The sequence below is a fragment of the Xanthomonas sp. MLO165 genome (assembly GCF_018831305.1).
In the GTDB taxonomy this organism is placed as follows: Bacteria; Pseudomonadota; Gammaproteobacteria; order Xanthomonadales; family Xanthomonadaceae; genus Xanthomonas; species Xanthomonas arboricola.
Genome location: NZ_CP029263.1, coordinates 1,323,422 through 1,346,888, shown reverse-complemented (window position 1 = coordinate 1,346,888; position 23,467 = coordinate 1,323,422). Strand labels below are relative to the sequence as shown.

Annotated in this window: 14 protein-coding genes and 1 riboswitch; of the genes, 5 read left to right on the top strand and 9 right to left on the bottom strand. The window is 66.4% G+C overall.

The genetic code is table 11. The features are described from left to right. Positions 1-12 precede the first annotated feature (12 nt). Positions 13-1,266 carry a multidrug effflux MFS transporter gene (locus DGN21_RS05820; protein WP_024939474.1) on the bottom strand — a complete coding sequence of 418 codons (1,254 nt, stop codon included), beginning with the start codon at positions 1,264-1,266 and terminating at the stop codon, positions 13-15. A 256-nt stretch (positions 1,267-1,522) separates the two neighbouring features. Further along, positions 1,523-1,637, top strand: a riboswitch (glycine riboswitch). Positions 1,638-1,735: 98 nt separating this feature from the next. Between DGN21_RS05820 and gcvP the strand changes: the two genes are divergently transcribed. The 4 genes from gcvP to DGN21_RS05800 all read left to right on the top strand — a co-directional run bounded on the left by gcvP (position 1,736) and on the right by DGN21_RS05800 (position 9,933). Further along, positions 1,736-4,669: an aminomethyl-transferring glycine dehydrogenase gene (gene gcvP, locus DGN21_RS05815; RefSeq protein ID WP_126967019.1), complete on the top strand. Its 2,934-nt coding sequence runs from the start codon at positions 1,736-1,738 to the stop codon at positions 4,667-4,669. 424 nt (positions 4,670-5,093) lie between these two features. Then, positions 5,094-6,743 carry a carboxylesterase family protein gene (locus DGN21_RS05810; protein ID WP_126967020.1) on the top strand — a complete coding sequence of 550 codons (1,650 nt, stop codon included), beginning with the start codon at positions 5,094-5,096 and terminating at the stop codon, positions 6,741-6,743. Positions 6,744-6,764: 21 nt separating this feature from the next. Beyond that, entirely contained in the window at positions 6,765-7,619 is an 855-nt protein-coding gene (locus DGN21_RS05805; RefSeq protein WP_215825153.1) for an aldo/keto reductase, read from the top strand. 205 nt (positions 7,620-7,824) lie between these two features. After that, positions 7,825-9,933 (top strand): catalase, encoded by a 2,109-nt coding sequence (locus DGN21_RS05800; RefSeq protein ID WP_160955129.1) that lies wholly within the window; start codon positions 7,825-7,827, stop codon positions 9,931-9,933. An 829-nt stretch (positions 9,934-10,762) separates the two neighbouring features. Here DGN21_RS05800 and DGN21_RS05795 read toward each other — a convergent pair. From DGN21_RS05795 to DGN21_RS05785, 3 genes are read right to left on the bottom strand one after another with little or no spacing between them, the layout of a single operon-like run. After that, positions 10,763-11,488 (bottom strand): AraC family transcriptional regulator, encoded by a 726-nt coding sequence (locus tag DGN21_RS05795; protein WP_024939479.1) that lies wholly within the window; start codon positions 11,486-11,488, stop codon positions 10,763-10,765. A 5-nt stretch (positions 11,489-11,493) separates the two neighbouring features. Next, a complete protein-coding gene (locus DGN21_RS05790; RefSeq protein ID WP_215825152.1) occupies positions 11,494-11,643 on the bottom strand; it encodes a hypothetical protein in 150 nt (49 codons plus the stop codon). 35 nt (positions 11,644-11,678) lie between these two features. Beyond that, positions 11,679-12,149, bottom strand: a complete 471-nt coding sequence (locus tag DGN21_RS05785) for a hypothetical protein (protein WP_065031898.1) — start codon at positions 12,147-12,149, stop codon at positions 11,679-11,681. A 324-nt stretch (positions 12,150-12,473) separates the two neighbouring features. Between DGN21_RS05785 and DGN21_RS05780 the strand changes: the two genes are divergently transcribed. Continuing rightward, on the top strand, positions 12,474-12,878 hold the full coding sequence (locus DGN21_RS05780; protein WP_202397570.1) for a hypothetical protein: 405 nt from the start codon (positions 12,474-12,476) through the stop codon (positions 12,876-12,878). 101 nt (positions 12,879-12,979) lie between these two features. Here the strand turns inward: DGN21_RS05780 and DGN21_RS05775 are convergent, their stop codons facing one another. The 5 genes from DGN21_RS05775 to DGN21_RS05755 form a co-directional block, all read right to left on the bottom strand. Further along, entirely contained in the window at positions 12,980-15,100 is a 2,121-nt protein-coding gene (locus tag DGN21_RS05775) for a S9 family peptidase (RefSeq protein WP_126967022.1), read from the bottom strand. A gap of 172 nt (positions 15,101-15,272) precedes the next feature. Next, positions 15,273-16,367: a carbohydrate porin gene (locus tag DGN21_RS05770; protein WP_252374694.1), complete on the bottom strand. Its 1,095-nt coding sequence runs from the start codon at positions 16,365-16,367 to the stop codon at positions 15,273-15,275. Positions 16,368-16,798: 431 nt separating this feature from the next. Beyond that, positions 16,799-19,225, bottom strand: a complete 2,427-nt coding sequence (locus DGN21_RS05765; RefSeq protein ID WP_241235279.1) for a glucose/quinate/shikimate family membrane-bound PQQ-dependent dehydrogenase — start codon at positions 19,223-19,225, stop codon at positions 16,799-16,801. A gap of 302 nt (positions 19,226-19,527) precedes the next feature. Next, positions 19,528-20,376, bottom strand: a complete 849-nt coding sequence (locus DGN21_RS05760; RefSeq protein WP_126967024.1) for a transporter — start codon at positions 20,374-20,376, stop codon at positions 19,528-19,530. An 823-nt stretch (positions 20,377-21,199) separates the two neighbouring features. Then, positions 21,200-23,170 carry an oligopeptide transporter, OPT family gene (locus DGN21_RS05755; protein ID WP_047125795.1) on the bottom strand — a complete coding sequence of 657 codons (1,971 nt, stop codon included), beginning with the start codon at positions 23,168-23,170 and terminating at the stop codon, positions 21,200-21,202. Positions 23,171-23,467: the final 297 nt, after the last annotated feature.

Genomic DNA, 23,467 nt, shown 5'->3' with positions numbered 1-23,467 from the left:
GCTCCTGTGAGGTCAGAGATGGTCGGCCGGCTCCAGAGGCACTGCCTCCTCGGCCTGGCGGCGGCGCAGACGGCGGCCGCTGCGGCGTTCCCAGCGCCAGAATAGCCAGCCCAGCAGGAAAAAACCGGTCATGCCGATCGCCAGATGGCGCGGGTGTTCACTCAGCAGCGGCGACAGCACCCCGGCCACCAGCGTATTGGTCATCAGCTGGGTGAAGGCCTGCAGCGAGGAGGCCAGGCCGCGCTGATGCGGGTACATGTCCAGCACCGCCAGCGCCAGGATCGGGAAGATCAGCGCCATGCCCACGCCGGCCAGGAAGATCGGCAGCACCGCCCAGGGCAGCGCGATCTGCGCCGCCGTCATGGTGTAGCCCAGGTTCGCCAGCGCCGCCACGCCGCAGCAGATGAAGCCGATGCGGATCTGCCGCACCGGGTCCATGCTGCCGGCCATGCGCCCGGACAGGAACGAGCCCAGCGTCATGCCGCCGATGGTGGGAATGAACAGCCAGGCGAAGTCGCCCTCGCCCAGGTGCAGGTGGCGCATGATCAGGACCGGCGCCGAGGCGATGTACAAAAAGATGCCGGCGAAGTTGAACGCACCGGCCGCCGCCAGCCGCTGAAAACGCGGGTTGAAGCCGATCCGCACGTAGTCGTGCATCAGGCGGCGCAGCTGCAGCGGCGTGCGCGCCTCCGGCGGGTGGGTCTCCGGCAGCCAGGTCAGCGTGGCCACCAGCAGCACCAGCCCGAACGCCACCAGGAACCAGAAGATCAGCGGCCAGCCGGCACCGCTGAGCAGGATCCAGCCGCCGATGATCGGCGCGATCGCCGGGGCGATGCCGAAGATCATCGACACCTGGCTCATCAGCCGTTGCGCGTCCGCCCCCTGGAACAGGTCGCGGATCACCGCCCGCCCGACGATCATGCCTACCCCGGCCGACAGCCCCTGCAGTGCGCGGAACGCCAGCAGGGTGGGCAGGTCCTGAGACAGCGCGCAGCCCACCGAGCCGGCGATGAACAGCACCAGCCCGCCCAGGATCACCCGCTTGCGGCCCCAGGCATCGGACAGCGGGCCGTGCGCGATGCTCATCAGCCCGTAGGCGAGCAGATAGACGCTGATGGTCTGCTGGATCGCCACCTCGTCCACCGCCAGGCTGCGGCTGAGCCGCGAGAACGCCGGGAAGATGGTGTCGATGGAAAACGGGCCGAACATCGCCAACCCGGCGAGCAGCAGCGCCATGCGACGGGTGGAAGGCGTGGTGGGGGTCATGCAGGGATCCGAAACGTGGTGCATCGGGGGGACGCACGCCGGCGCCGCCCTGGGGGCGGCGTCGGGATGAGCACAAGGGCGTCGATGATAGGCGCTGGCCGTTGCAAGGTTAAGCAAACCCGAGCGCATGGCCTGCCGCGTGCGCTCCGGCGCGTGCGCACGCAGGCTATAATCGGCCGGCAACACGGTGGGAGAAGCGGCACTGCCGCTGCCGAAGGCGCAACAGCCCGTAATCGCTCAGGCCCGATACCATCCGCAGTACAACTCTGGAGAGACCGGCCGATGCCGGCGCCGAAGGGGCACGGAACGCAGGCAGGCCCAGCGCCATGCCGCGTTCTTAAACTCTCAGGCAAAAGGACAGAGGGGCGCGAGGAAGACTGTCGCTGCGACAGGAGGTGATGCGCTGCGCGCGTCACGCCGGTCCGGTGGCCGTCGACCATTCGTCTGCCCCCTGCCCCGGATGCCCGCCATGTCCCAGACCACGTCTTCCTTGCGCGACCTCGAACACCACAGTGCGTTCGTCGAACGCCATATCGGCCCCAACGACGCAGAAATCGCACAGATGCTGGAGGTGGTCGGCCACGCCTCGCTGGATGCGATGACCGATGCGATCGTGCCCGGCAACATCAAGTCGCCAGCGGCGCTGGCGCTGCCCGAGGCGATCACCGAAGAAGAGGCGCTGGCCAAGATCCGCGCCATCGCCAGCAAGAACCAGGTGCAGCGCAGCTTCATCGGCCAGGGCTATTACGGCACCCATACGCCCAAGGTGATCCTGCGCAACATCCTGGAAAACCCGGCCTGGTACACCGCCTACACGCCCTACCAGGCCGAGATTTCGCAGGGCCGCATGGAAGCGCTGATCAACTTCCAGACCCTGTGCACCGACCTCACCGGCATGCAGATCGCCAACGCCTCGCTGCTGGACGAGGCCACTGCCGCGGCCGAAGCGATGACGCTGGCCAAGCGCTCGGCCAAGTCGAAGTCGGACACCTTCTTTGTGCATGACGCGGTGCACCCGCAGACGCTGGAACTGCTGCGCACCCGCGCCGAGCCGCTGGGCATCGTGCTGCGCGTCGGCACGCCGGAAGAGGCCTTGCAGGCCGAGTGCTTCGGCGTGCTGCTGCAGTACCCGGACAGCTTCGGGCACATCGGCGATCACGCTGCGCTGGCCGATGCGGTGCACGCGCAAGGCGGCCTGGTCGCGGTGGCCACCGACCTGCTGGCGCTGACCCTGATCGCCGCACCCGGCGAATGGGGCGCCGATATCGTGGTCGGCAATTCGCAGCGCTTCGGCGTGCCGTTCGGCTTCGGCGGCCCGCACGCCGCGTTCATGGCCTGTCGCGATGCCTACAAGCGCTCGATGCCGGGCCGCCTGATCGGCGTGTCGATCGATGCCGCCGGCAACCCGGCCTACCGCCTCACCCTGCAGACGCGCGAGCAACATATCCGCCGCGAGAAGGCCACCTCCAACATCTGCACCGCGCAGGTGCTGCTGGCCGTGATGGCCTCGATGTACGCGGTCTACCACGGCCCCGAGGGCCTGACCCGCATCGCGCGGCGCACGCATCGCCTTGCCGCGATCCTGGCCGCCGCCCTGCGCGGCGCCGGTGTCACCGTGGGCGAGCAGTTCTTCGACACCCTGCACGTCAAGGCGATCGATGCCGAGGCCATCCACGCCAAGGCCCGCGCCGCCGGCATCAACCTGCGCGCGATCGACAGCGAAGCGGTCGGCATCAGCCTGGATGAAACCAGCACGCGCGCCGATGTGGTCGCGCTGGCCGCGTTGTTCGGCGCGCAGGCGGATGTGGACGCACTCGATGCCGCCACCGCCGACGCATTGCCGCAGGGCCTGCTGCGCAGCAGCGCGTTCCTGACACACCCGGTGTTCAACACCCACCACAGCGAGCACGAACTGCTGCGCTACATGCGCTCGCTGGCCGACAAGGACCTGGCGATGGATCGCACCATGATCCCGCTGGGCAGCTGCACGATGAAGCTCAACGCCACCGCCGAGATGATCCCGGTGACCTGGCCCGAATTCGGCGCAATCCATCCGCTGGCCCCGGCCGAGCAATCGGCTGGCTATGCGCAGCTGATCGAGGAGCTGGAAGCGATGCTGGTCGAATGCACCGGCTACGACGCGGTGAGCCTGCAGCCCAACTCCGGCGCGCAGGGCGAGTACGCCGGCCTGCTGGCGATCCGTGCCTATCACCGCGCGCGCGGTGAAGCGCATCGCGACATCTGCCTGATTCCGGAATCCGCCCACGGCACCAACCCGGCGTCGGCGCAGATGTGCGGCATGACCGTGGTCGTGACCAAGTGCGATGCCAACGGCAATGTCGATGTCGACGACATCCGCGCCAAGGCGGAAAAGTACTCCGAGCGTCTGGCCGCGTTGATGATCACCTACCCGTCCACCCACGGCGTGTTCGAAGAGGACGTGGTGGCGATCTGCGAAGCGGTGCATGCGCATGGTGGCCAGGTTTACACCGACGGCGCCAACATGAATGCCCTGGTCGGCGTGGCCAAGCCCGGCAAGTGGGGCTCGGACGTGTCGCACCTGAACCTGCACAAGACCTTCTGCATTCCGCATGGCGGCGGCGGCCCGGGTGTGGGCCCGTGCGCGGTGAAGTCGCATCTGGCGCCATACCTGCCTCGTGCCGGCATCCATGCCGGCGAAGGTCAAACTGCCGCCATCCATGGCGGCGGACTCAACTCCGAAAGCGGGAGTGGACACTCCTCGCGCATTGGCGGCATGGTCAGCGCGGCGGCCTACGGCTCGGCCTCGATCCTGCCGATCAGCTGGATGTACGTGACCATGATGGGCAGCGGCGGCCTGCGCAAGGCGACCCAGGTGGCCCTGCTCAATGCCAACTACATCGCCAAGCGCTTGGCGCCGCACTACAAGACGCTGTACACCGGCCGCAACGGCCTGGTGGCGCACGAGTGCATCCTCGACATCCGCCCGCTGGAAAAGACCAGCGGCATCGGTGCCGAAGACATCGCCAAGCGCCTGATCGACTTCGGCTTCCACGCGCCGACGCTGAGCTTCCCGGTCGCCGGCACCTTGATGGTGGAGCCGACCGAAAGCGAATCGCAGCACGAACTGGACCGCTTCATCGACGCGATGATCCAGATCCGCGAAGAGATCCGCGCCATCGAAGACGGCCGCCTGGACCGCGACGACAACCCGCTCAAGCACGCCCCGCACACCGCCACCCAGGTGTCGGCCAGCGAGTGGACCCACGCCTACCCGCGCGAACTAGCCGCCTTCCCGCTGCCCAGCCTCAAGCAGCAGAAGTACTGGCCGCCGGTGGCGCGCGTGGACAACGTCTACGGCGACAAGAACGTGATGTGCGCCTGCATCCCGGTGGATGCGTACAAGGACGACGTGGAGGCGTAAGCGCCACCACCAGGTAAAAACGCGAAACCCAGCCGGTCACACGGCTGGGTTTTTTGTTGCCGTGCCGGGACGGGACGGCGCTGCCGCCAACACAGGTTTTGCGTTTGTCACAGCCAGGGCGATAGCCGGCTCTTCATGGGCAGCGATGAAAGATTGCCCTCCGGCGCGTGCTGCGCTCATCGCACCGCACTCGACCAGGCGACAGCGATGCCATCTGCCCCTCGCCGGCGGATGCATCAACACTCGTGCATGAGGACTGCGCGAGTAGATACACATACGTCGTAGGCAGCGATATCTGACCAATCCTCGGCGACACGTGTACCCGGCCATCTCATGCCGGAGCCCTACCAACCACACGTTTGCCTGCCCTACACGTGCGGTGGAGATGATGGCGGACGTCCTCACGCACACGGCAGACCTGCGCATGCTTCAGCTGAAACACTTCGGCATCCTCCTGCTGGTGGCCTGCACGCTGACCGCGTGCGCGCCCCGCCGCCCTGGCGAGGTGCCGGCGCTGGTGCACGCGGCCGATGCGCAGGCCGAGGTGGTGCAGACCGATGCCGGCGCAGTCCGCGGTGTTGCCGGCGCGCAGGGGCGGGTGTTCTTGGGCGTGCCGTTCGCCGCGCCGCCGGTGGGCGCATTGCGCTTTCGCGCGCCGCAGGCGGCGCCCGCCTGGAAGGGAGTCCGCGATGCCACCCAGGCCGGGCCGGCGTGCCTGCCGCGTTATCGCTTCGGGCAGAAGCAGGTGTCCGAGGATTGCCTCACCCTCAACGTCTATGCGCCACCCGGCCCTGCGCCGGCGCATCCGCGCGCAGTGATGGTGTGGATCTACGGTGGCGCGCTGGAGCTGGGCAGCAATGTCGACTACGACCTGAGTGCATTGGCGGCGCGGCAGAACGTCATCGTGGTGGCGCCCAATTACCGGCTGGGGGTGTTCGGTTTCTTCGCGCATCCGGCGCTGCGTGGCGAGGGCGAAGGCGCATATGCATTGCTCGATCAACAGGCTGCGTTGCGTTGGGTCAGGCGCAACATCGCCGCCTTCGGCGGTGATGCGCACAACGTCACCGTGTTCGGTGAATCGGCCGGTGCCTGGAGCATCTGCTATCAACTGGCCGCACCGGGCGCGGCCGGTCTGTTCCAACGCGCAATCCTGCAGAGCGGCAGTTGCCTGGCCAGCGATTCCAGCCTGCCGCGTGCCGAAGCCGAGCGCGGCGGTGTGCGCATGGCGCAGACGCTTGGCTGCGAGCGCTCAGGCGATGTTGCCGCGTGCCTGCGCGCATTGCCTGCCGACAGCGTGGCCGACGCAAAACCGCAGCGACGTGGCCTGACCGGCAGCGATGCGTGGGCGCCGATGTCCGGCGGCGAGGTGTTGCCGTTGCCGCCCGCCAAGGCGATCGCCAACCTGCAACATGCGCAGGTGCCGGTGCTGATCGGCACCAACCGCAACGAAGGGCGGCTGTTTGCGCAGTTGCTGTCCTACATCGGCAAGCTCAACCTGCGCAGCGGTTATGAGGCACGCCTCAAGCGCATGCATGCCGACCCTAGCGCGATCATGGCGCGCTACGCGGACGTTGCCGCGCAATCGCGCTGGGATGCATTTGCCGACATCGTCACCGATGGCGGATTCGCCTGCCCGACACGTAGGCTGGGCCAGGCCTTGCACACCCGCGCGCCGGTGTATGCGTACGAATTCGACAACCCGCAGGCGCCTTACGGCCTGTTGCGCCTGCCGTTCTCGCATCCGCTGGGCGCGTATCACGCGTCCGAACTGGTGTACCTGTTCCAGCGTCCGTGGGTACTCAGTGGCGAGCCGGCGTTCACGCCGGCGCAGCAGGCCTTCGCCAATACGCTGCAGGATTACTGGGGCGCGTTTGCGCGCACCGGCGATCCGAACGGGGCTGGCCGTCCGCAATGGCCGCGCTTCGATGGCGACGCTCCGTTGACGCTGTCGCCCGGCAGGATCGGCGCAACGCCCGACTTCGCGCAACGGCATCGCTGCACGTTCTGGGATGCACAGGCAACGCTGACACCACCGCACGCGACAGCAACGCCGGCACAGTCACACTCGCATTGATCGCATCATCAGGAGCCACCCATGTCCGTTTCCACCTCATCTCCCTGCCCCACGGTGCGCCTGCGCAACGGACGCAGCGTGCCGTCACTCGGGCTCGGCTCGTGGAACCTGGGCCAGGGACGACACCCGCCGCAGCAGGAGATCGATGCGCTGCAGACAGGCCAGCAATTGGGCATGCGCCTGATCGACACCGCCGAGATGTATGGCAATGGACGGTCGGAGCAACTGATCGGCCAGGCCATGGACAGCGCGCAGCGGCCTTATCTGGTATCGAAGGTCCTGCCGAGCAATGCCAGCGCGCGCGGCATCGCGCGTGCCTGCGAGGCCAGCCTGCAGCGGCTTGGCGTGCGCACGCTGGATCTGTATCTGCTGCACTGGCGCGGCGGCAGCGAGCTGCGCGAGGTGGTCGATGCCTTCGAGGCCTTGCGCGATGCCGGCAAGATCCGCGACTGGGGCGTATCGAATTTCGATGTGGAGGACATGCAGGAGCTGTGGGAGATCGAGGGCGGGCAGCATTGCCTGGTCAATCAGGTGCTGTATCACGCCGGTAGCCGCGGCATCGAGTTCGATCTGCTGCCGTGGTGCGCACAGCACGAGGTGACGGTAATGGCGTATTCGCCGCTAGGCAGCCGCGCATTGCTGGATCACCCGGTACTGCACGCGATCGGCGAGCGACGCGGCGTGGCCGCAACTGCGGTAGCGCTGGCATGGGCGATCCGCAGCGGCCAGGTCATTGCCATTCCCGAATCGGGAACGCCCGCGCATGTGCGCGCGAATGCAGCTGCGTGCACGCTGCACCTGGACGCGCAGGACCTTGCCGAACTGGACCGTGCGTTCCCGCCACCGACGCGCAAGCAGCCGCTGGATCTGCTGTAGTCGGCATGTAACGGTCGCGTTCGCTGCATGCGCTTGCAGACGTGCGTCGGCACATTGCGTGACCGACGCATCGGACGGCTGCGATCCAGCGCAAGCTTTTGGTTGCATGTGAGTATTCGTTCGCATGCAGACACATGCACTTAACAGCGCCCCTCCCAGGCTCAGTGGATCAGCCCGCATTTCAAGCCCGCCAGAGTGGAGTCCCATGCCCAAGTCCCCCAGCAAGTCCGCGCAACTTCCGTCCACCGCTGCTGTCAGCGCAACTCCCGAAACGTTGCGCGGCACGGGCGATGAATTGCATCAGAAGGCCGGCGGCACGCATCCGCAGCTGACCACCAACCAGGGCATTCCGGTTGGCGACAACCAGAACTCGCTGCGCGCCACGCCGCGCGGGCCGACGTTGCTGGAAGACTTCATCCTGCGCGAGAAGATCACCCACTTCGATCACGAGCGCATCCCCGAGCGCATCGTGCACGCACGCGGTAGCGCGGCGCATGGCTATTTCGAGCTGACCAAGTCGTTGAGCCAGTACACCACTGCCAAGATCTTCACCGAAGTCGGCGAAAAGACGCCGCTGTTCACGCGTTTTTCCACCGTTGCCGGTGGTGCCGGCTCGGTGGACACGCCGCGCGACGTGCGCGGGTTTGCGGTGAAGTTCTACACCAAGGAAGGCAACTGGGATCTGGTGGGCAACAATATCCCGGTGTTCTTCATCCAGGATTCGATGAAGTTCCCGGACCTGATCCACGCGGTGAAAATGGAGCCGGACCGCGGTTTCCCGCAGGCTGCCAGTGCGCACGACACTTTCTGGGACTTCATCTCGCTGAGCCCCGAGTCGATGCACATGATCATGTGGGCGATGAGCGATCGCACCATTCCGCGCTCGCTGCGCATGATCGAAGGCTTCGGCATCCACAGCTTCCGTTTCCTCAATGAAAAGGGCGACAGCACCTTCGTCAAGTTCCATTGGCGCCCCAAGCTCGGCCTGCAGTCCACGATCTGGGACGAGGCAGTGAAGATCGCCGGCGCCGATCAGGACTTCCATCGTCGCGATCTGTTCGAATCGATCCAGAGCGGCGACTTCCCCGAGTGGGAGCTGGGCGTGCAGCTGTTCACCGAGGCGGAAGCCGATGCATTCCCGTTCGATCACCTGGATTCGACCAAGGTCATTCCGGAAGAACTGGTGCCGCTGCAGATCGTCGGCCGCATGGTGCTGGACCGCTGGCCGGACAACTTCTTCGCAGAGACCGAGCAGGTCGCGTACTGCCCGGCCAACATCGTGCCCGGCATCGACTTCAGCAACGATCCGCTGCTGCAGGGCCGCCTGTTCTCGTATCTGGACACGCAGCTGAGCCGCCTGGGTGGACCGAACTTCCACCAGATCCCGGTCAACGCGCCCAAGTGCCCGTTCGCCAACAACCAGCGCGACGGCCATATGCAGATGGGCGTCCCCAAGGGCCGTGTCGCCTACGAACCCAGCTCGTTGCAGGCCGATGCACCGCGTGAGGCGCTGCGTGGATTCCCCAGCCATGCGACACCGGCCGAAGACGGCGCCAAGGGCCGCGTACGCGCAGCAAGTTTTGCCGATCACTACAGCCAGGCACGCATGTTCTTCCGCAGCCAGACCGCACCGGAACAGGCGCATATGGCATCGGCGCTGGTGTTCGAGTTGTCCAAGGTGGAGACCGCGCACGTGCGTGAAGCCATCGTCGGTCACCTGCGTCACATCGACCCGACGCTGGCACAGCGTGTGGCCGATGGCATGGGCATGACCACGTTGCCGCCGGCGCCGCCGGCTGCGGTCGCACCGACCGACATGCCGCTGTCGCCTGCCTTGCAGCTGATCGGCAAGATGAAGGACACCTTGCAGGGCCGCACGGTCGGCATCCTGATTCACGATGGCTCCGATGCAGCGACGATCAAGGAGGTGCGCAAGGCCGCCGAAGCCGCCGGTGCTACGGTCAAGATCGTTGCGCCGAAACTGGGCGGCGCCAAGCTCAGCGACGGCAAGCAACTGGCTGCAGATGGTCAATTGGCCGGCACACCCTCGGTGGTGTTCGATGCAGTGGCAGTGGTGTTGTCGTCGGAAGCTGCCAAGGCGCTGACACGCGAATCGGCGGCGCTGGATTTTGTCAGCAATGCGTGGGCGCATCTGAAGGCAATCGCCTTCGACGATGGCGCGCAGCTGCTGCTGAAGGCCGGCAATGTCGGTAAGGACGCGGGTGTGATCGCGGCGGCAGATACCAAGGCATTCATCACTGCCGCCAAGACCCGCCAGTGGGCACGCGAACCAAAGGTGCGCATGTTGGCGTAACCGCATCCGCATAGGCTGCACAGGCTTGGGCGCGAACGACTCCACGTCGTTCGCGCCCAAGTCGTTGATGCGGATAGCAACTCATCTTCAGCAGTAGATCAACGCGTCCTGTGCAACGGCCGGCCTTCAGCCATTCTTTTGGCCGCGTCTACTAAACGATGCTGCGACTTGGAATCCTGGCTGTCTTTATGTCGTTGCTCGGTCGTGTCTTTGGGGTGTCGGTGCGCGCGACCAGGTCGGCAGTAGAGCGGCGGGCTGCGGTTTGGCTGCGAGGCCCTTGCCCGCCCACCCTCGCGGGACACGCCGCAAGTACGTCCGTGTAGGCTCTTACGCGGCATCCATGCCGCGTAAGGTCCCGCGACGGTGGGCGGGCAAGGACCCGTCGAGAGGGTCGGTGTGCACGGTTGCAAGCAAGAGCATGCGGTGCGCTGGGCGGATTGCTCTGGGCGCGACCAGCTCTTAACGACTCTCCGTTGCAAGCGGGGTAGCCGACAGGCTTTCAACACGTGACCTACCAACTTCTCTTCTGCCCAGGCTGAGCAACAAGCTTTCAGGAAAACAGCCGACCAACTGTCTGGTGCGGTGCCCTCGCCGCTTGCGGGACCGTGTGGCGGCATGGATGCCGCCACCGAGCCTCCATGGACGGATTCACGGCGTGTCCCGCAAGCGGTGGGGGCGCCGCACACTCGACTCACCAGGCTTTCGACTGCATCTACCAAACGAAACTGCAACCCGGAATCCCGATGGATTCACGCAGCTCCCCGCAAGCATTACAGAGAAGCCGTGCTCGACCGACTCAGCAACTGAGCAGTCGTCTTGCTCAGGCGCGCTAAGCCGGTTCGGCAGGAAACTGCGCCGCGTTCGCCAGCGCGCGGTACTCGCGTGGCGTCATGCCGACCGCCAGCTTGAACTGCCGTGCGAAGGCGCTCTGATCGCTGAAACCGCAGGCATGCCCGATTTCGGTGAGGCTCTTGTTTCCGTGCAGCAGATGCATGGCCATCTGCAGGCGTAGCTTGGCCAGCACCTGTTGCGGGGTGAGTTGAAACACCTTGCGGAACGAGCGTTGCAGCTTGGACATCGAAAACCCGGTGATCTCCACCAGCGCCTGCATGCGCACGTTCTGCGCGTAGTTGGCGTTGAGGTACGCCAGCGCGAGCCGCAGTTTTTCGTACTGCGATTCGTGCCCGTCCTGCGGCCCCAGATCGCGCGAGATGCCGATGATGCCCTGCACCTTGCCGTCGACCAGCAGCGGACGTTTGCAGGTCAGGCACCAGCCCGGTTCGCGGTTGGCGAACAGATGCAGTTCCAGCAGGTTGTCGATCACTTCACCGGCCAGCACCTGCTCGTCCTGATTGGCGTAGTTGGCGCCCAGCCCGCTGGGATAGACCTCGGCAACGCGCTTGCCGATCAATTCCTTGCGCGATTTCAGGCCCAGGCGCCGCAGCATGGTCTGGTTGACGTGGGTATAGCGGCCCTCGCGATCCTTGACGAAGAACAGCACGTCCGGCACCGCATCGAACAACGCTTCCAGATCGGCAGGATCGATGCTCTTCATGGAGGTCATGCGGGACTGGACTCGGGATCAGGAAAGACGCAGCTGGCGCTGACGCGCGCCACCAATGCAGGCCGCAGCGCATGCAGCGCATGCAGCGCATGCAGCGCATGCAGCGCATGCAGCGCATGCAGCGCATGCAGCGCATGCAGCGCCATGATACGCCGCGCGCCTAAGACGCCGGCGCACCGCGTCAGCGCGGGTTGTCGGCCACCTTGGACGCGGCCGGCGCAGCCTTGCTGTCCACCGCCGCTGCGGTGGGGTTGCCGATGCGATCCAGCGGCACCTGCTGCGCGCGCCAGCCACTGACCACCGCCGCGCCGGACTGCGAGCCAACCTGCACCTGCAGGCGTGCACTGCCGCCGGGTGCGATGAACTCGACGGCGCAATCGCCGGCGGCCATGCAGCTGTCGGCGGCGAGCGGATCCACCAGCTGCCAGCCCTGCTCCATCACCGCCTGCGCAAACGCGCGGTAGCCCATGCCGGGCTTCAGCGTGGCCGGCAGCGGCACGCCCGGATCGCTGGCCACCGCATCGGTGCCAACCGCGGCAGTCGCAGCCACGGGCGCACGCGCGGGCACGGCGGCGGGCCGCGATGCGGCATTCAGGGCAGGACTACAGACGAGGGCGAGCGCCCACAATGAGGGGCGGAACAAGGTGCGCATGCAAACGGTCCTTGCGATCCTGGCAGGGAGTTGAGGAAGTTAAAGAATCGCTATTTTGACATGGCTTGCGTGCACTGCGGCACTGCTGGCTCATGCTGGCATTCAGCCAGATGCGGCGATCCAGGCCCTCTCCACGCTCCGCAAGCGGACTCATCCACGCGTGGACGCTGCCGGCACGCAACGCCGTACCTGCGAACATCGTCTGACGGGCGAAGCGCGATTGCGCAGACCTCGGGTCGAACGCCGGACCAACCCCGGCATGCCGGCAGAGTCGCCATCTCCGCAAGCGCGTTGCATCATTGCGGTTTGATCGTGGAGTACCCGATGCCTGACACCACCTCCCCCGTCTATGCGGTCGGCCAGCTCTGGCGCTGCCGCGGGCGCACCGCAACCGAGGCCCCGCTGCTGCTGATCAACCAGATCGATGTGCACCCCCACGGCGGCCAGATCCTGCACGTGAGCATCAGCGACATCCAGGTGCGTCACGCAGGATTGCCCGCTGGGATCCTGGACGCGCTGCCGCACATCCCGGTGATCGCGCAGACCCTGGAGCGCAGCGCTGCCGAACACGTCGGCACTGCCGCGCCCAATCAGGATTACCTGCCGGGTTATGCAGAATGGAAGGCCGCCTTCGATGCCGGCAATGCCGGCTCGTTCGGCATCGCGGTGGCGGAGATCCTGCAGATCGTCGAAGGCCAGTTGGCCAAACGCGATCAGCTGCCGAACTGAGCAAACCGAACAACCCTGCGACCCGCATCAAAGGCCGAGGTCTCACGCGTCATCGCCGCACCAACCGGCACGCCGCTCCAGGCGGCGTGCCGGTCGCGACCTCACTGGCCGATATGCTGCTTCAGCCAGCTGTTGACGGTGTCGTGCCACAGCACGCTGTTGTCCGGCTTGAGTACCCAGTGATTCTCGTCCGGGAAGTACAGGAACTTGGAATCGATACCCTTGCGCTGCAGCGCGGTGAACGCGGCCAGGCCCTGCTCGACCGGGATGCGGAAATCCTGCTGGCCGTGGATGACCAGCATCGGCACCTTCCACTTGTCCACGTGCAGCACCGGGTTGAACTTCTCGTAGCCGGCCGGGTTCTGCCACGGCGTGCCGCCGTTTTCCCATTCGCTGAACCACAGTTCCTCGGTGGCGTAGCCCATGGTGCGGTTGTCGAACACGCCGTCGTGGTCGACCAGGCACTTCCACGGCTGATTCCAGTTGCCGGCCATCCAATAGACCATGTAGCCGCCATAGCTGGCACCCAGCGCGCAGGCCTTGTCGCCATTGAGGAAGCCGTACTGCTTCTGCGCGGCGGTCCAGCCCTTCTGCAGGTCTTCCAGCGGGCGGTCGCCCCAATGCTGGCTGATCGCATCAGTGAATTCCTGGCCGTAGCCGGTGGAGCCGTGGAAGTCGATCATCACCACCGCATAGCCCTGGCCGGCGTAGGTCTGCGGATTCCAGCGGTTGCTCCAGCCGTTGCCGAAGCTGCCCTGCGGCCCGCCGTGGATCAGGAATGCCACCGGGTAGGTCTTGCCTTCCTGGTAGTTGTACGGCTTGACCACATAGCCGTGCACGGTGTCGTTGTTCCAGCCCTTGAACTGGAACTGCTCGTAATCGCCGAACTGCACCTCCGGCAGCAACTCGCCGGCGCTCTGGGTGATCGCACGCAGACCCTGGCCCTGCACGTCGCTCACAAAGACCTGGTCGCCGCTCTTGAGCGAGTTGCGGGTGAACGCCAGCGTGTTGCCGGCCAGGGTCGGCGCATGCACGCTGCCCTCGCCCACCAGCTTGGTCGCCTGGCCGCTGGCGATGTCGATCTTGAACAACGGATGCTCGCCGAGGTCATCGGCGCTGGTGTAGAGGCTGGCGCCATCGGCGCTCAAGACGATCTCGCCGGCCGAGCGGTCCCACTTGGGGGCGATCTCGCGGCTCTTGCCGCTGGCCACGTCCATCGCCATCAGGCCGAAGCGGTCGGCTTCGAAACCGGGGCGTTTCATCGCGCGGTAGTACAGCGTCTTGCCGTCGCTGCTGAACACCGGGCCGGCATCCCAGGCCGGGTTGGACGCGGTCAGATTGACCGGCGCGGCCTTGTCGGCCGCATCCAGGCGGTACAGGTCGAAGTTGGTCTGCCACGGCTCGTCGTTGCCGGTGGGCTTGGCGCCGGCGCTTGCCTTCTTGCCGGTTTCCGGTCCATGCGGCTGCGGCACGCGCACGCTGGCCACCACACTGCCGCCGTCGGGCGACCAGGCGTAATCGTCGTTGCCGCCGAACGGCTTGGAGGGCGCATCGCCGGCCAGCGTGGCGCTGATCGCCGAGGCACCGGCCACGGCCTTGCCGCCGGCAGCCGGCAGGTCGGCGACGAACAAGGTGTTGCGTCGGCCATCGTTCCAGGTATCCCAATGCCGCACGAACAACTGGTCATAGACCACGCCGCTGGCCTTGGCGCTCTTGAGGTTGGCGAGCTTGCTCTTGGTGCAACCCAGGTCCGAGCCGCAGTCCTGGAACACGCCGGCACTGAAGGCGATGCGCTTGCCGTCGGGCGAGAGCTTGTAGCTGTCCACATCCACCGCAAAGGCGGTCAACTGCTGCGGCGCGCCGCCGGCCAGCGGCTGCGCGTACAGCTGCTGTGTACCGGATTTACTGCTGAGGAAGTACACCGTCTTGCCGTCCGGCGACAGCGCCGGGCTGTTGACGTTCCAGCCGTCGGGAGTGAGCCGCCTGGGCGGCGCGGCATCGCGGGTACGCAGATTGCGCGTCCACAGGCCGGTGGCCGGCTTGCCGTTGCTGCTCTTGGCCTGCCGCTTGGCGAACACCAGCACGCTGCCGTCGGGGCTGAGCGTGGGCGAAGACACCCGGTCCAGCGCGACCATGTCGCGCACATCGAATCCGCGCGCAGCGGCAAGACTTGGCAAGGCGGCCAACAGACACAGGGGCAGCACGGCGTAACGAAGCTTCATCGAGAGTTCCTGCAACGGCAAAACGTCGATGGTAGGCGTTGCTGCGCCGCACGCGCAAAGGCACAAGGTCATGCACCCGCAGGCGCCGCACGTGGCCGCCCTGCAAGGCGCCGAATGCGCACAGCGCGCAGTGCGCCGTGCGGCAACGGCGCGCCACGCTGTGGGCACGCACTCAGAACGTGAGTTTGGCCTGCAGCCCGACCACCACTGCGTTGCGCGTGTGGGTATAGGCGTAGGTCCCGGGGTTGACGATGTATTGCAGGTCCGGGCGCAACATCAGCCACGGCGTGATCTGCGCGCTGTAGGCGAGCTCGTAGAGCTCTTCGGCAGCGCTCAGCCCGACCAGTGGCGAATCGGCCGCCACGCCGGCATCGATCAGTTCTGCGCGGCGTGCATCGAGCAGCCGATGATTGATCCTGCCGGCCACATAGCCGAGTGCGATGCGGTCCCGCGTGCGTGTGCCGATGCCCTGGTACACCCCGCCGACCGAATACCACCGTGTCATCAGCGCACTGTCGTGGTCGCTGGCCATGTACTGGGCGAATCCGGTCAGGCCGATGACGGGGTCCGCTCCCTGGGTGAACAGTTTCTGTTCGACCAGCAGATAGGCGCCGTCGCGGCCGGTGCTGCGGCTGGTATCCAGCCCACGTCTGGGCACCGACGAGGAGTCGTAGTAGCCGCCGAACTTGTACACGCCCGGGTAGCGTGCGGTGGCCGGCTTCCAGGTAAATTCGAGCGGGAAGATCGCACCGGTGGTGCCGCTGGCGAACGGCTCGAACGCGTAGGTATCGCGGGCACCGAAGCCCAGATTCGGGTTGACCTGAAACCAGCCGGCATGCAGGTTGAGCTGCGGGGTCAGCTGCTGCGCGCCTTCGATGCCCCAGCGCGCGGCCGGATAGTTGTACCAGCCGCTATTGGCCGAAAACGCCAGCGGATGCGCGCAGAACGCGGCATTGACAAAGTTCACCAGCAACGTGTGCGAGGCGAACTGGTTGCCCATCGCATAGAAGCCCAGTTTCAGGTACATCCTGCCCTGGTTGAAGCTGCGGTCGTAGCTGAACTCGCTCAGGCGGGTGTACTGGCCTCCGTACACTTCCTGGATGGGGAAGCGATTGCCGACCAGATCGGCGGAAGTGCTGCGGCCGCGGCGGTCGTTGATGGTGACGTGCAGGCTGCCACCACCCCAGCCGGCGAGCTTGGCCATGTCCAGATCCACGCCCACCCGCAATTGCTGCGCATAGCGCGCTGGTGTTTTCGTAGCCGCCATCCACCACGCCAAACGTCTCGGACACGTAGTCGCCGCGGACGCTCACGCCTTGCTCGGTCCAGGCTGACCGGCGCCCACCCCAGTTGCCGGTCAGCGTGGTATCGCCCGCAGCGACTGCGGTGGCCGGCAGTGCCAGCAACAAGGCGTAGCCCAGCGCACTGCGGCGCGGGAGGAAAGACAGACGATGCATCGTGGTTCTCTGATCGGGGCAGCGTGCACGGCCAGCGGTGGCGATGCATGGCGGTGTGCCAAAGCGCCGCTGCGGTAACGGGAGCGTTGGCCGGGATGTGCGAGACACCCGGCCGTCGGGTTGCAGCCAACAGCGGCTGACGCGAGTGCGCAGCGGTCAGCCGGGCACGCGCGAGGTTTGTCGGCCGCTCCGTGACCACGCCGACGCAGCTGGCGACGTGGTCACGGGGGTGGGGGCGGTGTCAGTGCGCGTCAGGCAAGCTGTAGGCGATCACGTCATCGCCCCGATCGGGCGACTGCCGCGCACCACCGGCACTGATCACCACGTACTGCTTGCCGGTCTTGTGCGAGACGTAGGTCATCGGCCCGCCCTGACTGCCGACCGGCAAGCGGCCCTTCCAGAGTTCCTTGCCGGTGGCACTGTCGAACGCGCGCAGGTAGTAGTCCTGGGTGCCGGCGATGAACACGAGCCCGCCCTGGGTGGACAGGGTGCCGCCCAGCGTGGGCATGCCGATCGGGATCGGCAGATGCATCTTGATGCCGAACGGGCCGGTGTCCTGCACCGTCCCCACCGGCACCTGCCAGGCGATGCTGCGCGTCTTGAGGTCGATCGCGCTGAGCGTGCCGTAAGGCGGCGCCTGGCACGGAATGCCCAGCGCCGACAGGAAGCGGTTCTTGTTGACCGCATACGGCGTGCCCTTCAGCGGCACGGCGCCCATGCCGGTATTGACGGCCTCGCCACCACCGGCCGCCTCGGCCTTGCGGGTGTCGGCAGGAATCATCTGCACCCACAAGCCGAGGCGCATGTCGTTGGCGAAGATGACGTCATGCACCGGGTCGGTCGACAGGCCTCCCCAGTTCATGCCGCCCAGCGAGCCGGGGAAACTCAGCGAGACATCGGTGCCCGGCGCGGTGTACAGGCCTTCATAACGCATCTGCTTGAACGCGATGCGGCACAGCATCTGGTCGATCGCAGTGGCGCCCCACATGTCCGATTCGGTCAGGTGCTTGGTGCCGATCTGCGGCATGCCGACCGACAGCGGCTGGGTCGGTGCATACTGCTCGTGTGCAATATCCGAGCCTTTCACCGGTACTTCCCTGACCTCGGTCAGCGGTTGGCCGGTGGCGCGGTCGAGCACGTAGATCTGCCCGGCCTTGGTGCCGATGACCACCGCCGGGGTGTGGCTGCCGTCCGGGTTGGGGAAGTCGATCAGGCTGGGCTGCATCGGCAGGTCGAAGTCCCACAGATCGTTGTGCACGGTCTGGTAGACCCACTTCTCCGCACCGGTGGTGGCATCCAGCGCCAGCACCGAGGCGCCGTACCGGTGATCGAGCGCGGTGCGCTCGGCGCCGTACAGATCGGTCGACGGCCCGCCCAGCGGCAGGAACACGGTATTCATCGCCGCGTCGTAGGACATCGGTGCCCATACGTTCGGCGTGCTGCGCACATAGCTGCTGCCGGCGGCCGGCGCCTGGCGGTCGTGCGGATTGCCCGGGTCGAAGGCCCAGCGCTGCGCGCCGGTGACCACATCGAAGCCGCGCACCACGCCACCAGGCATGTCGGTCTGCACGTTGTCGGCCACGCGTCCGCCCACCACCACGGTGGTGCCGGCCACCAGTGGCGGCGAGGTCAGCTGGTAGAACGGATCCGGCGCAGCGCCCAGGCCGGCCTTGAGATCGACCTGACCGTTGCTGCCGAAGCCCTGGCAGAACGCACCGGTGTCCGCATCCACCGCGATCAGGCGACCATCGATGGTGTTGGTGAACAGGCGGCGACGGCAGTTGGCGTCCTGCGCCACCGTCACTGCGGCGATCGGCGAGGGATTGGCCGCGCTCGGCGTCGGCAACGCCGCGTCTGCGTCGAAGTAGCCCAGGCCACGGCAGCGCTGCCAGACCGACGAGGTCGCATTGATCTCGCGCCGCCACAGCTGCTTGCCGGTGCTGGCGTCGAGCGCAATCAGATTGTTGTGCGGTGTGCACAGGAACACCTTCTCGCCCACCTGCAGCGGGGTCAGCTGATCCTCGGCACCGTTGCCGTCGCTGTTGGCGATCTCGCCGGTGTGGTAGGTCCAGGCGACCTGCAGCTGGTCGACGTTGCTGCGGTTGATCTGGTCCAGCGCAGCGAAGCGGCTGCCGCCATCGGTATTGCCGTAGGCGGACCAGTTTTGTTGCACGCTTCCAGGCGGCACCGCCGTCATGCCCGGCCCCGCGTTACCTGCCACCGGCGGATGCGGCACGAACATGCCGCCGATCCCGGCCACTACCGCCAGCGCCAGCACCGTCGCCACGCCATAGGCCGTACGCCCGGTCGGCAACGCCCGGCTGCGCCGCAGCGCTGGCCAGGCCAGTGCCACCAGCACGGCGAACGCCGCAGGCAGCATCAGCCGCGAGACCAGCGGCCAGAACTCCAGCCCCGCATCCCACAGCGCCCACACCAGCGTCAGCGCGAAGGCGACGCCGTACACCAGCGCACCGGCCGGCCGACGCAGCACGATCAAGACACCGGCCAAAGCGGTCGCCAGGCCCATCAGCAGGAAGTACCAGCTGCCGCCCAGGCTGGCCAACCTCGCGCCACCCAGCAGAAAGATCAGCCCCACCAGCGCGACCAGCATGCCCAGCACCAGCAGCAATGCCCGGCCCGGGACCGGCAACTTCGATTTCGTTTCCACGTTGCAACACCTCGATCAGGAGATTCCGCCCTGCATTGCGCCCGGCATTCCGATCTGGATGCTGCAAGGTGCCCGCACGGCGGCCAGTAGAGGCAGCATCACTGCCCACTTTCTGTCACTCCCCTCCCCGGCCCGCGTACCTCTGGCGAGACCGGCACCGGCATGCCCGGCAGACTGACGACATAGTGTCGCACCGCACCGGGCAGTTATTACATATCTGAAGCGGTTTCCTGCGGAACACTGCAGTCCGCACAGGCGCGGACCGCAGCGGCGTTTTGTATGCGCAGCGCGCGCTGCGCGCGTCAGAAGCGGTGCGACATGCCCACATACACCTGCGCGTCCGGGGTGCGGTCGTTGAGGCCGAAATTGGCGCCCACATCCAGCTGCAGCAGCGGATTGAGCAGATACGCAGCGGCGATGTCGGCCGAATACTGCTCGATGGTCTGCGCCGGGTCGCGGTTGATCGAGGACCACACTTCCACCGCCATCGACAACTTGGAGGTGAGCGGATGCGCCAGGTTGATCGCATTGATCAGCGCAACATGCTTGCCGCTGCCATCGCTGTCGGCCAACCAATCCACCTCAGGCCCGAAGGTCAGCGAGAAGCTGTTGGGCAGCGCGAAATTGATCGGCAATGCGACGCCGCCTTCCCACTCGTCGTTGCCCAGGCCGGTGCGCGCGGTCGGTGCCTTGACGAACGGCAGCAACGCCACGCTGGCGGTGTCGCTTTCGTAGAAACGCGCCTTCATGCGCAGATAGATGTCGCCGCCGCCGCTCAGGCTGCTGCGTGCGCCGGTGGCGCGGTCGGTGGTCTTGACCTGCAGCTGCGGCGCCCAGTTGAGCTGCAGATCGATGCGGTCGCTGACGCCGTATTTGAGCGTGGGATTGGTGAACACCGAGGTTTCGATGCGCGTGCCGGGCTGGCTGTCGCGGGTGTAGCTGCCGATGTCGGTTTCCAGCTGCCAGGCGCCGGTTGGCACGGTACAGGTGGAATTGGCCTTGGTCGGGCGATCGGTACACAGCGCCGCGTCGGTGGCCTCCTGTGCCTGCGCCTGCAGCGCAAGGCTGCACAGCACACCGGCCAGGGCGATACTCAATAAGGGGGCACGGCGTGCGCGGGTGGAACGGTGGGAGATAGCAGCAGTCAGCATTGCAGTGGTTTCCATGGCAAGACGCTGGCCAGATCGCGTGAACGGCCAGCAGTGGGAGGGGGAATGCGCGTGGATGTCGAACGACTGCATGGCCGCTGGAGGGCGGCGTGTTGCCAATCGATCTTATAGGCGTCGGCAGGTCCGAAAACGCCGTCGGTGACAAAAGCGGCCTCAACAGTGTGCGGATGTCGCACAGCGTGATGTGAGTCGCTTTTCCACACCCATCATTAATGGGGTCAGGCGGAGCGATGAACTGCGCCGTGGCGCGTCACCGGGATCGATCGAGGCATGCGGTCGCCGTGGTGCACCATCGGTGCGGGAGACGGCACGATACGGAGCAGCCGCATAAAGTCGCTATGCACGAGGCCTGGGTGGGGCGTAAAGCCGGCGCAAAGGCGCTGCGGTGGTGCAGACGCGATGGCCTGAGCCTTGTGCGTGCATTGCGCGATCGGCAAACGCTTGATGCGTTGGCGCGGTGCAGCTGCGCTCGTCGTGTCAGCTGATTGACCAGATGCGCCAACGACGTTGCCCTGCACCGGCAATGCAGGTCCGCTCACGGTGGCAATGCACGAGCATGCAGGAATGTTCGAACTGGATGTGCCGCTGTGCGGTCACGGCATCGATTCGGTGCACCATGCCTTGCCGGCATGCTGCTGCACTTGCGCGTTCGGCAGCAGGGCCGCATTCGAACCGCGTCTGCGGCAAGGCAATCAGAACTGCGGCAATCCGGTTTCAATGCCACAACGAAAAACGGACACGCATCCAGCGATGCGTGTCCGTCGAGAGGCAGCGCGCGGGCACATGCTTTAGTGAAGCGTCACCCTCAGGCGGTCTGTTCGCCGCGCTTGCCGACGCGGTACAGCAGCCAGCCGACCAGGGCGAGAATCGCCAGGCCGAACCATTGGTTGAGCTGCAGGCTGGCCGGCAACGCCAGCACATCGGCGCGGCTGGACAGCACGATCGGCACCGCGATGGCGATCCCCATCAACGCCTCGCCGGTGATCAGGCCGGCGGCGAACAGCACGCCCGGGCGATGCACGCGGTCGCGGCCATCTTCGTCATCGGCGCGGATCTTGTGGAAGCGCTCCACCAGGTGCGCGATCAGGCCGCCGAGGAAGATCGGCACCATCAGCTCCAGCGGCAGGTAGATACCGATCGCCGCCGCCAGCACCGGCACACGGAAGCGCTTGCCGGTCTTCTTCAGCCATTCGTCCAGCGCGATGATCGCCGCGCCCACTGCGGCACCGATGGCAATCATCGACCACGGCAGCTGCCCGCCGAACAGGCCCTTGGCGACCGAGGCCATCAGCGTGGCCTGCGGTGCAGCGAGCGAGTTGGGGTGCTGCGGCGTGGCCGGGCCAATGCCGTAGGCCTGCGCCAGCAGGTTCAACACCGGCGCCATGATCAGTGCGCAGGAAAACGCGCCGATGCCCAGCATCAGTTGCTGCTTCCATGGCGTGGCGCCGACCAGATAGCCGGCCTTGAGATCCTGCAGGTTGTCGCCGCCCACCGCTGCCGCGCAGCACACCACCGCGCCGATCATGATCGCCGCCACCGCACCCAACGGCGCCGCGCCGATGCCGACCGGCACCAGACCATCCTTGCCGAGCAACAGCACCAGCACCGCCGAGGCGAACAGGATGGTGGAAATGGTGATGCCCGAGACCGGGTTGTTGGACGAACCGATCAGGCCGGCCAGATAGCCGGACACCGACACGAACAGAAAGCCGGCCACGATCATGATGATGGTCATCGGGATCGACACGTGCCACTGCTGCACGATCGCCTGGTACAAGCCCAGCAGCGGCAAGGTGCACAGCACCAGCGCCGCCAGCATCCACTTCATCGGCAGGTCGCGCTCGGTCTCGGCGACCACACCGCCGCCGCTCTTGCGCGCGGCGGCAAAGCCGCTCTTGACGCCGGACAACAGCGACTTGCGCAGCGAGAACAGCGTCCATACGCCGCCGATCAGCATCGCGCCGACACCCAGGTAACGGATCTTCGCGCCCCAGATGCCGAATGCCGCATCGGCCGCCGGCGCACCGACCAGGCTCTGCGCCAGGGCCGGGTCGCTGCCCATGAAGAACTGCTGATACAGCGGAATGGCGATATGCCAGGACAGGATCGACCCGGACAGCACCACGATGCCGACATTCAGGCCGACGATGTAGCCCACCCCCAGCAGCGCCGGCGACAGGTTGGTGCCCAGATAGCCGACCAGCCGGCTGCTGCCCAGATAGGTGGCCTGCGCCCAGGTATCCGGGATCACCCGCAGGCCGCTGGCCGCACCCAGCTTGACCAGCGCGCCGATCGCACCGGACATCGCCAGGATCTTCAGGCCCGGGCCGGGGTTTTCACCGGCCTTGAGCACCTCGGCCGCCGCCTTGCCTTCGGGGAACGGCAGCGGGTCTTCGACGATCATCGAGCGCCGCAACGGCACCGAGAACAGCACCCCGAGCAAGCCGCCCATGCCGGCGATGCCCAGCACCCACCAGTATTTGAAGTCCGGCCAGTAGCCCATGATCACCAACGCGGGGATGGTGAAGATCACCCCGGCCGCGATCGACGAACCGGCCGAGGCACCGGTCTGGACGATGTTGTTTTCCAGAATGGTGCCGCCGCCGAGCAGGCGCAGCACGCCCATCGAGACGACCGCAGCCGGAATGGCGGTGGCGATGGTCAGGCCGGCGAACAGGCCGAGATAGGCATTGGCGGCCGAAAGCACCACCGCCAGCACGATGGCCAGCACGACGGCGCGGAAGGTGAGCTGGCGCGGCTGCGCGTCATGGCTCATGGGCAGTTCCCCTGTGGCAAAAAATCCGGACCACGCTAGCGCCTACACGGGGTTCCGTCCAGCTGCGCCGCGGCGTGACACTGTGCCTGCTGTGGCGGCTGGAATACCCGGGGATGTAGCGACGGGGACGACAGGCGTGTACCAGCGTGTGCCGGCGACTGCATCGCGCATGCGGATCGCAAGCGCATAGGTCGCACGGTGTGGAGGTGGCGGACACTGCTGCATGGCATGCAGACCAGCGGCATACGGCATCAGGATGCAGCGATGTGGTTTTCCGGCTCGTCGACCGACGGAGGC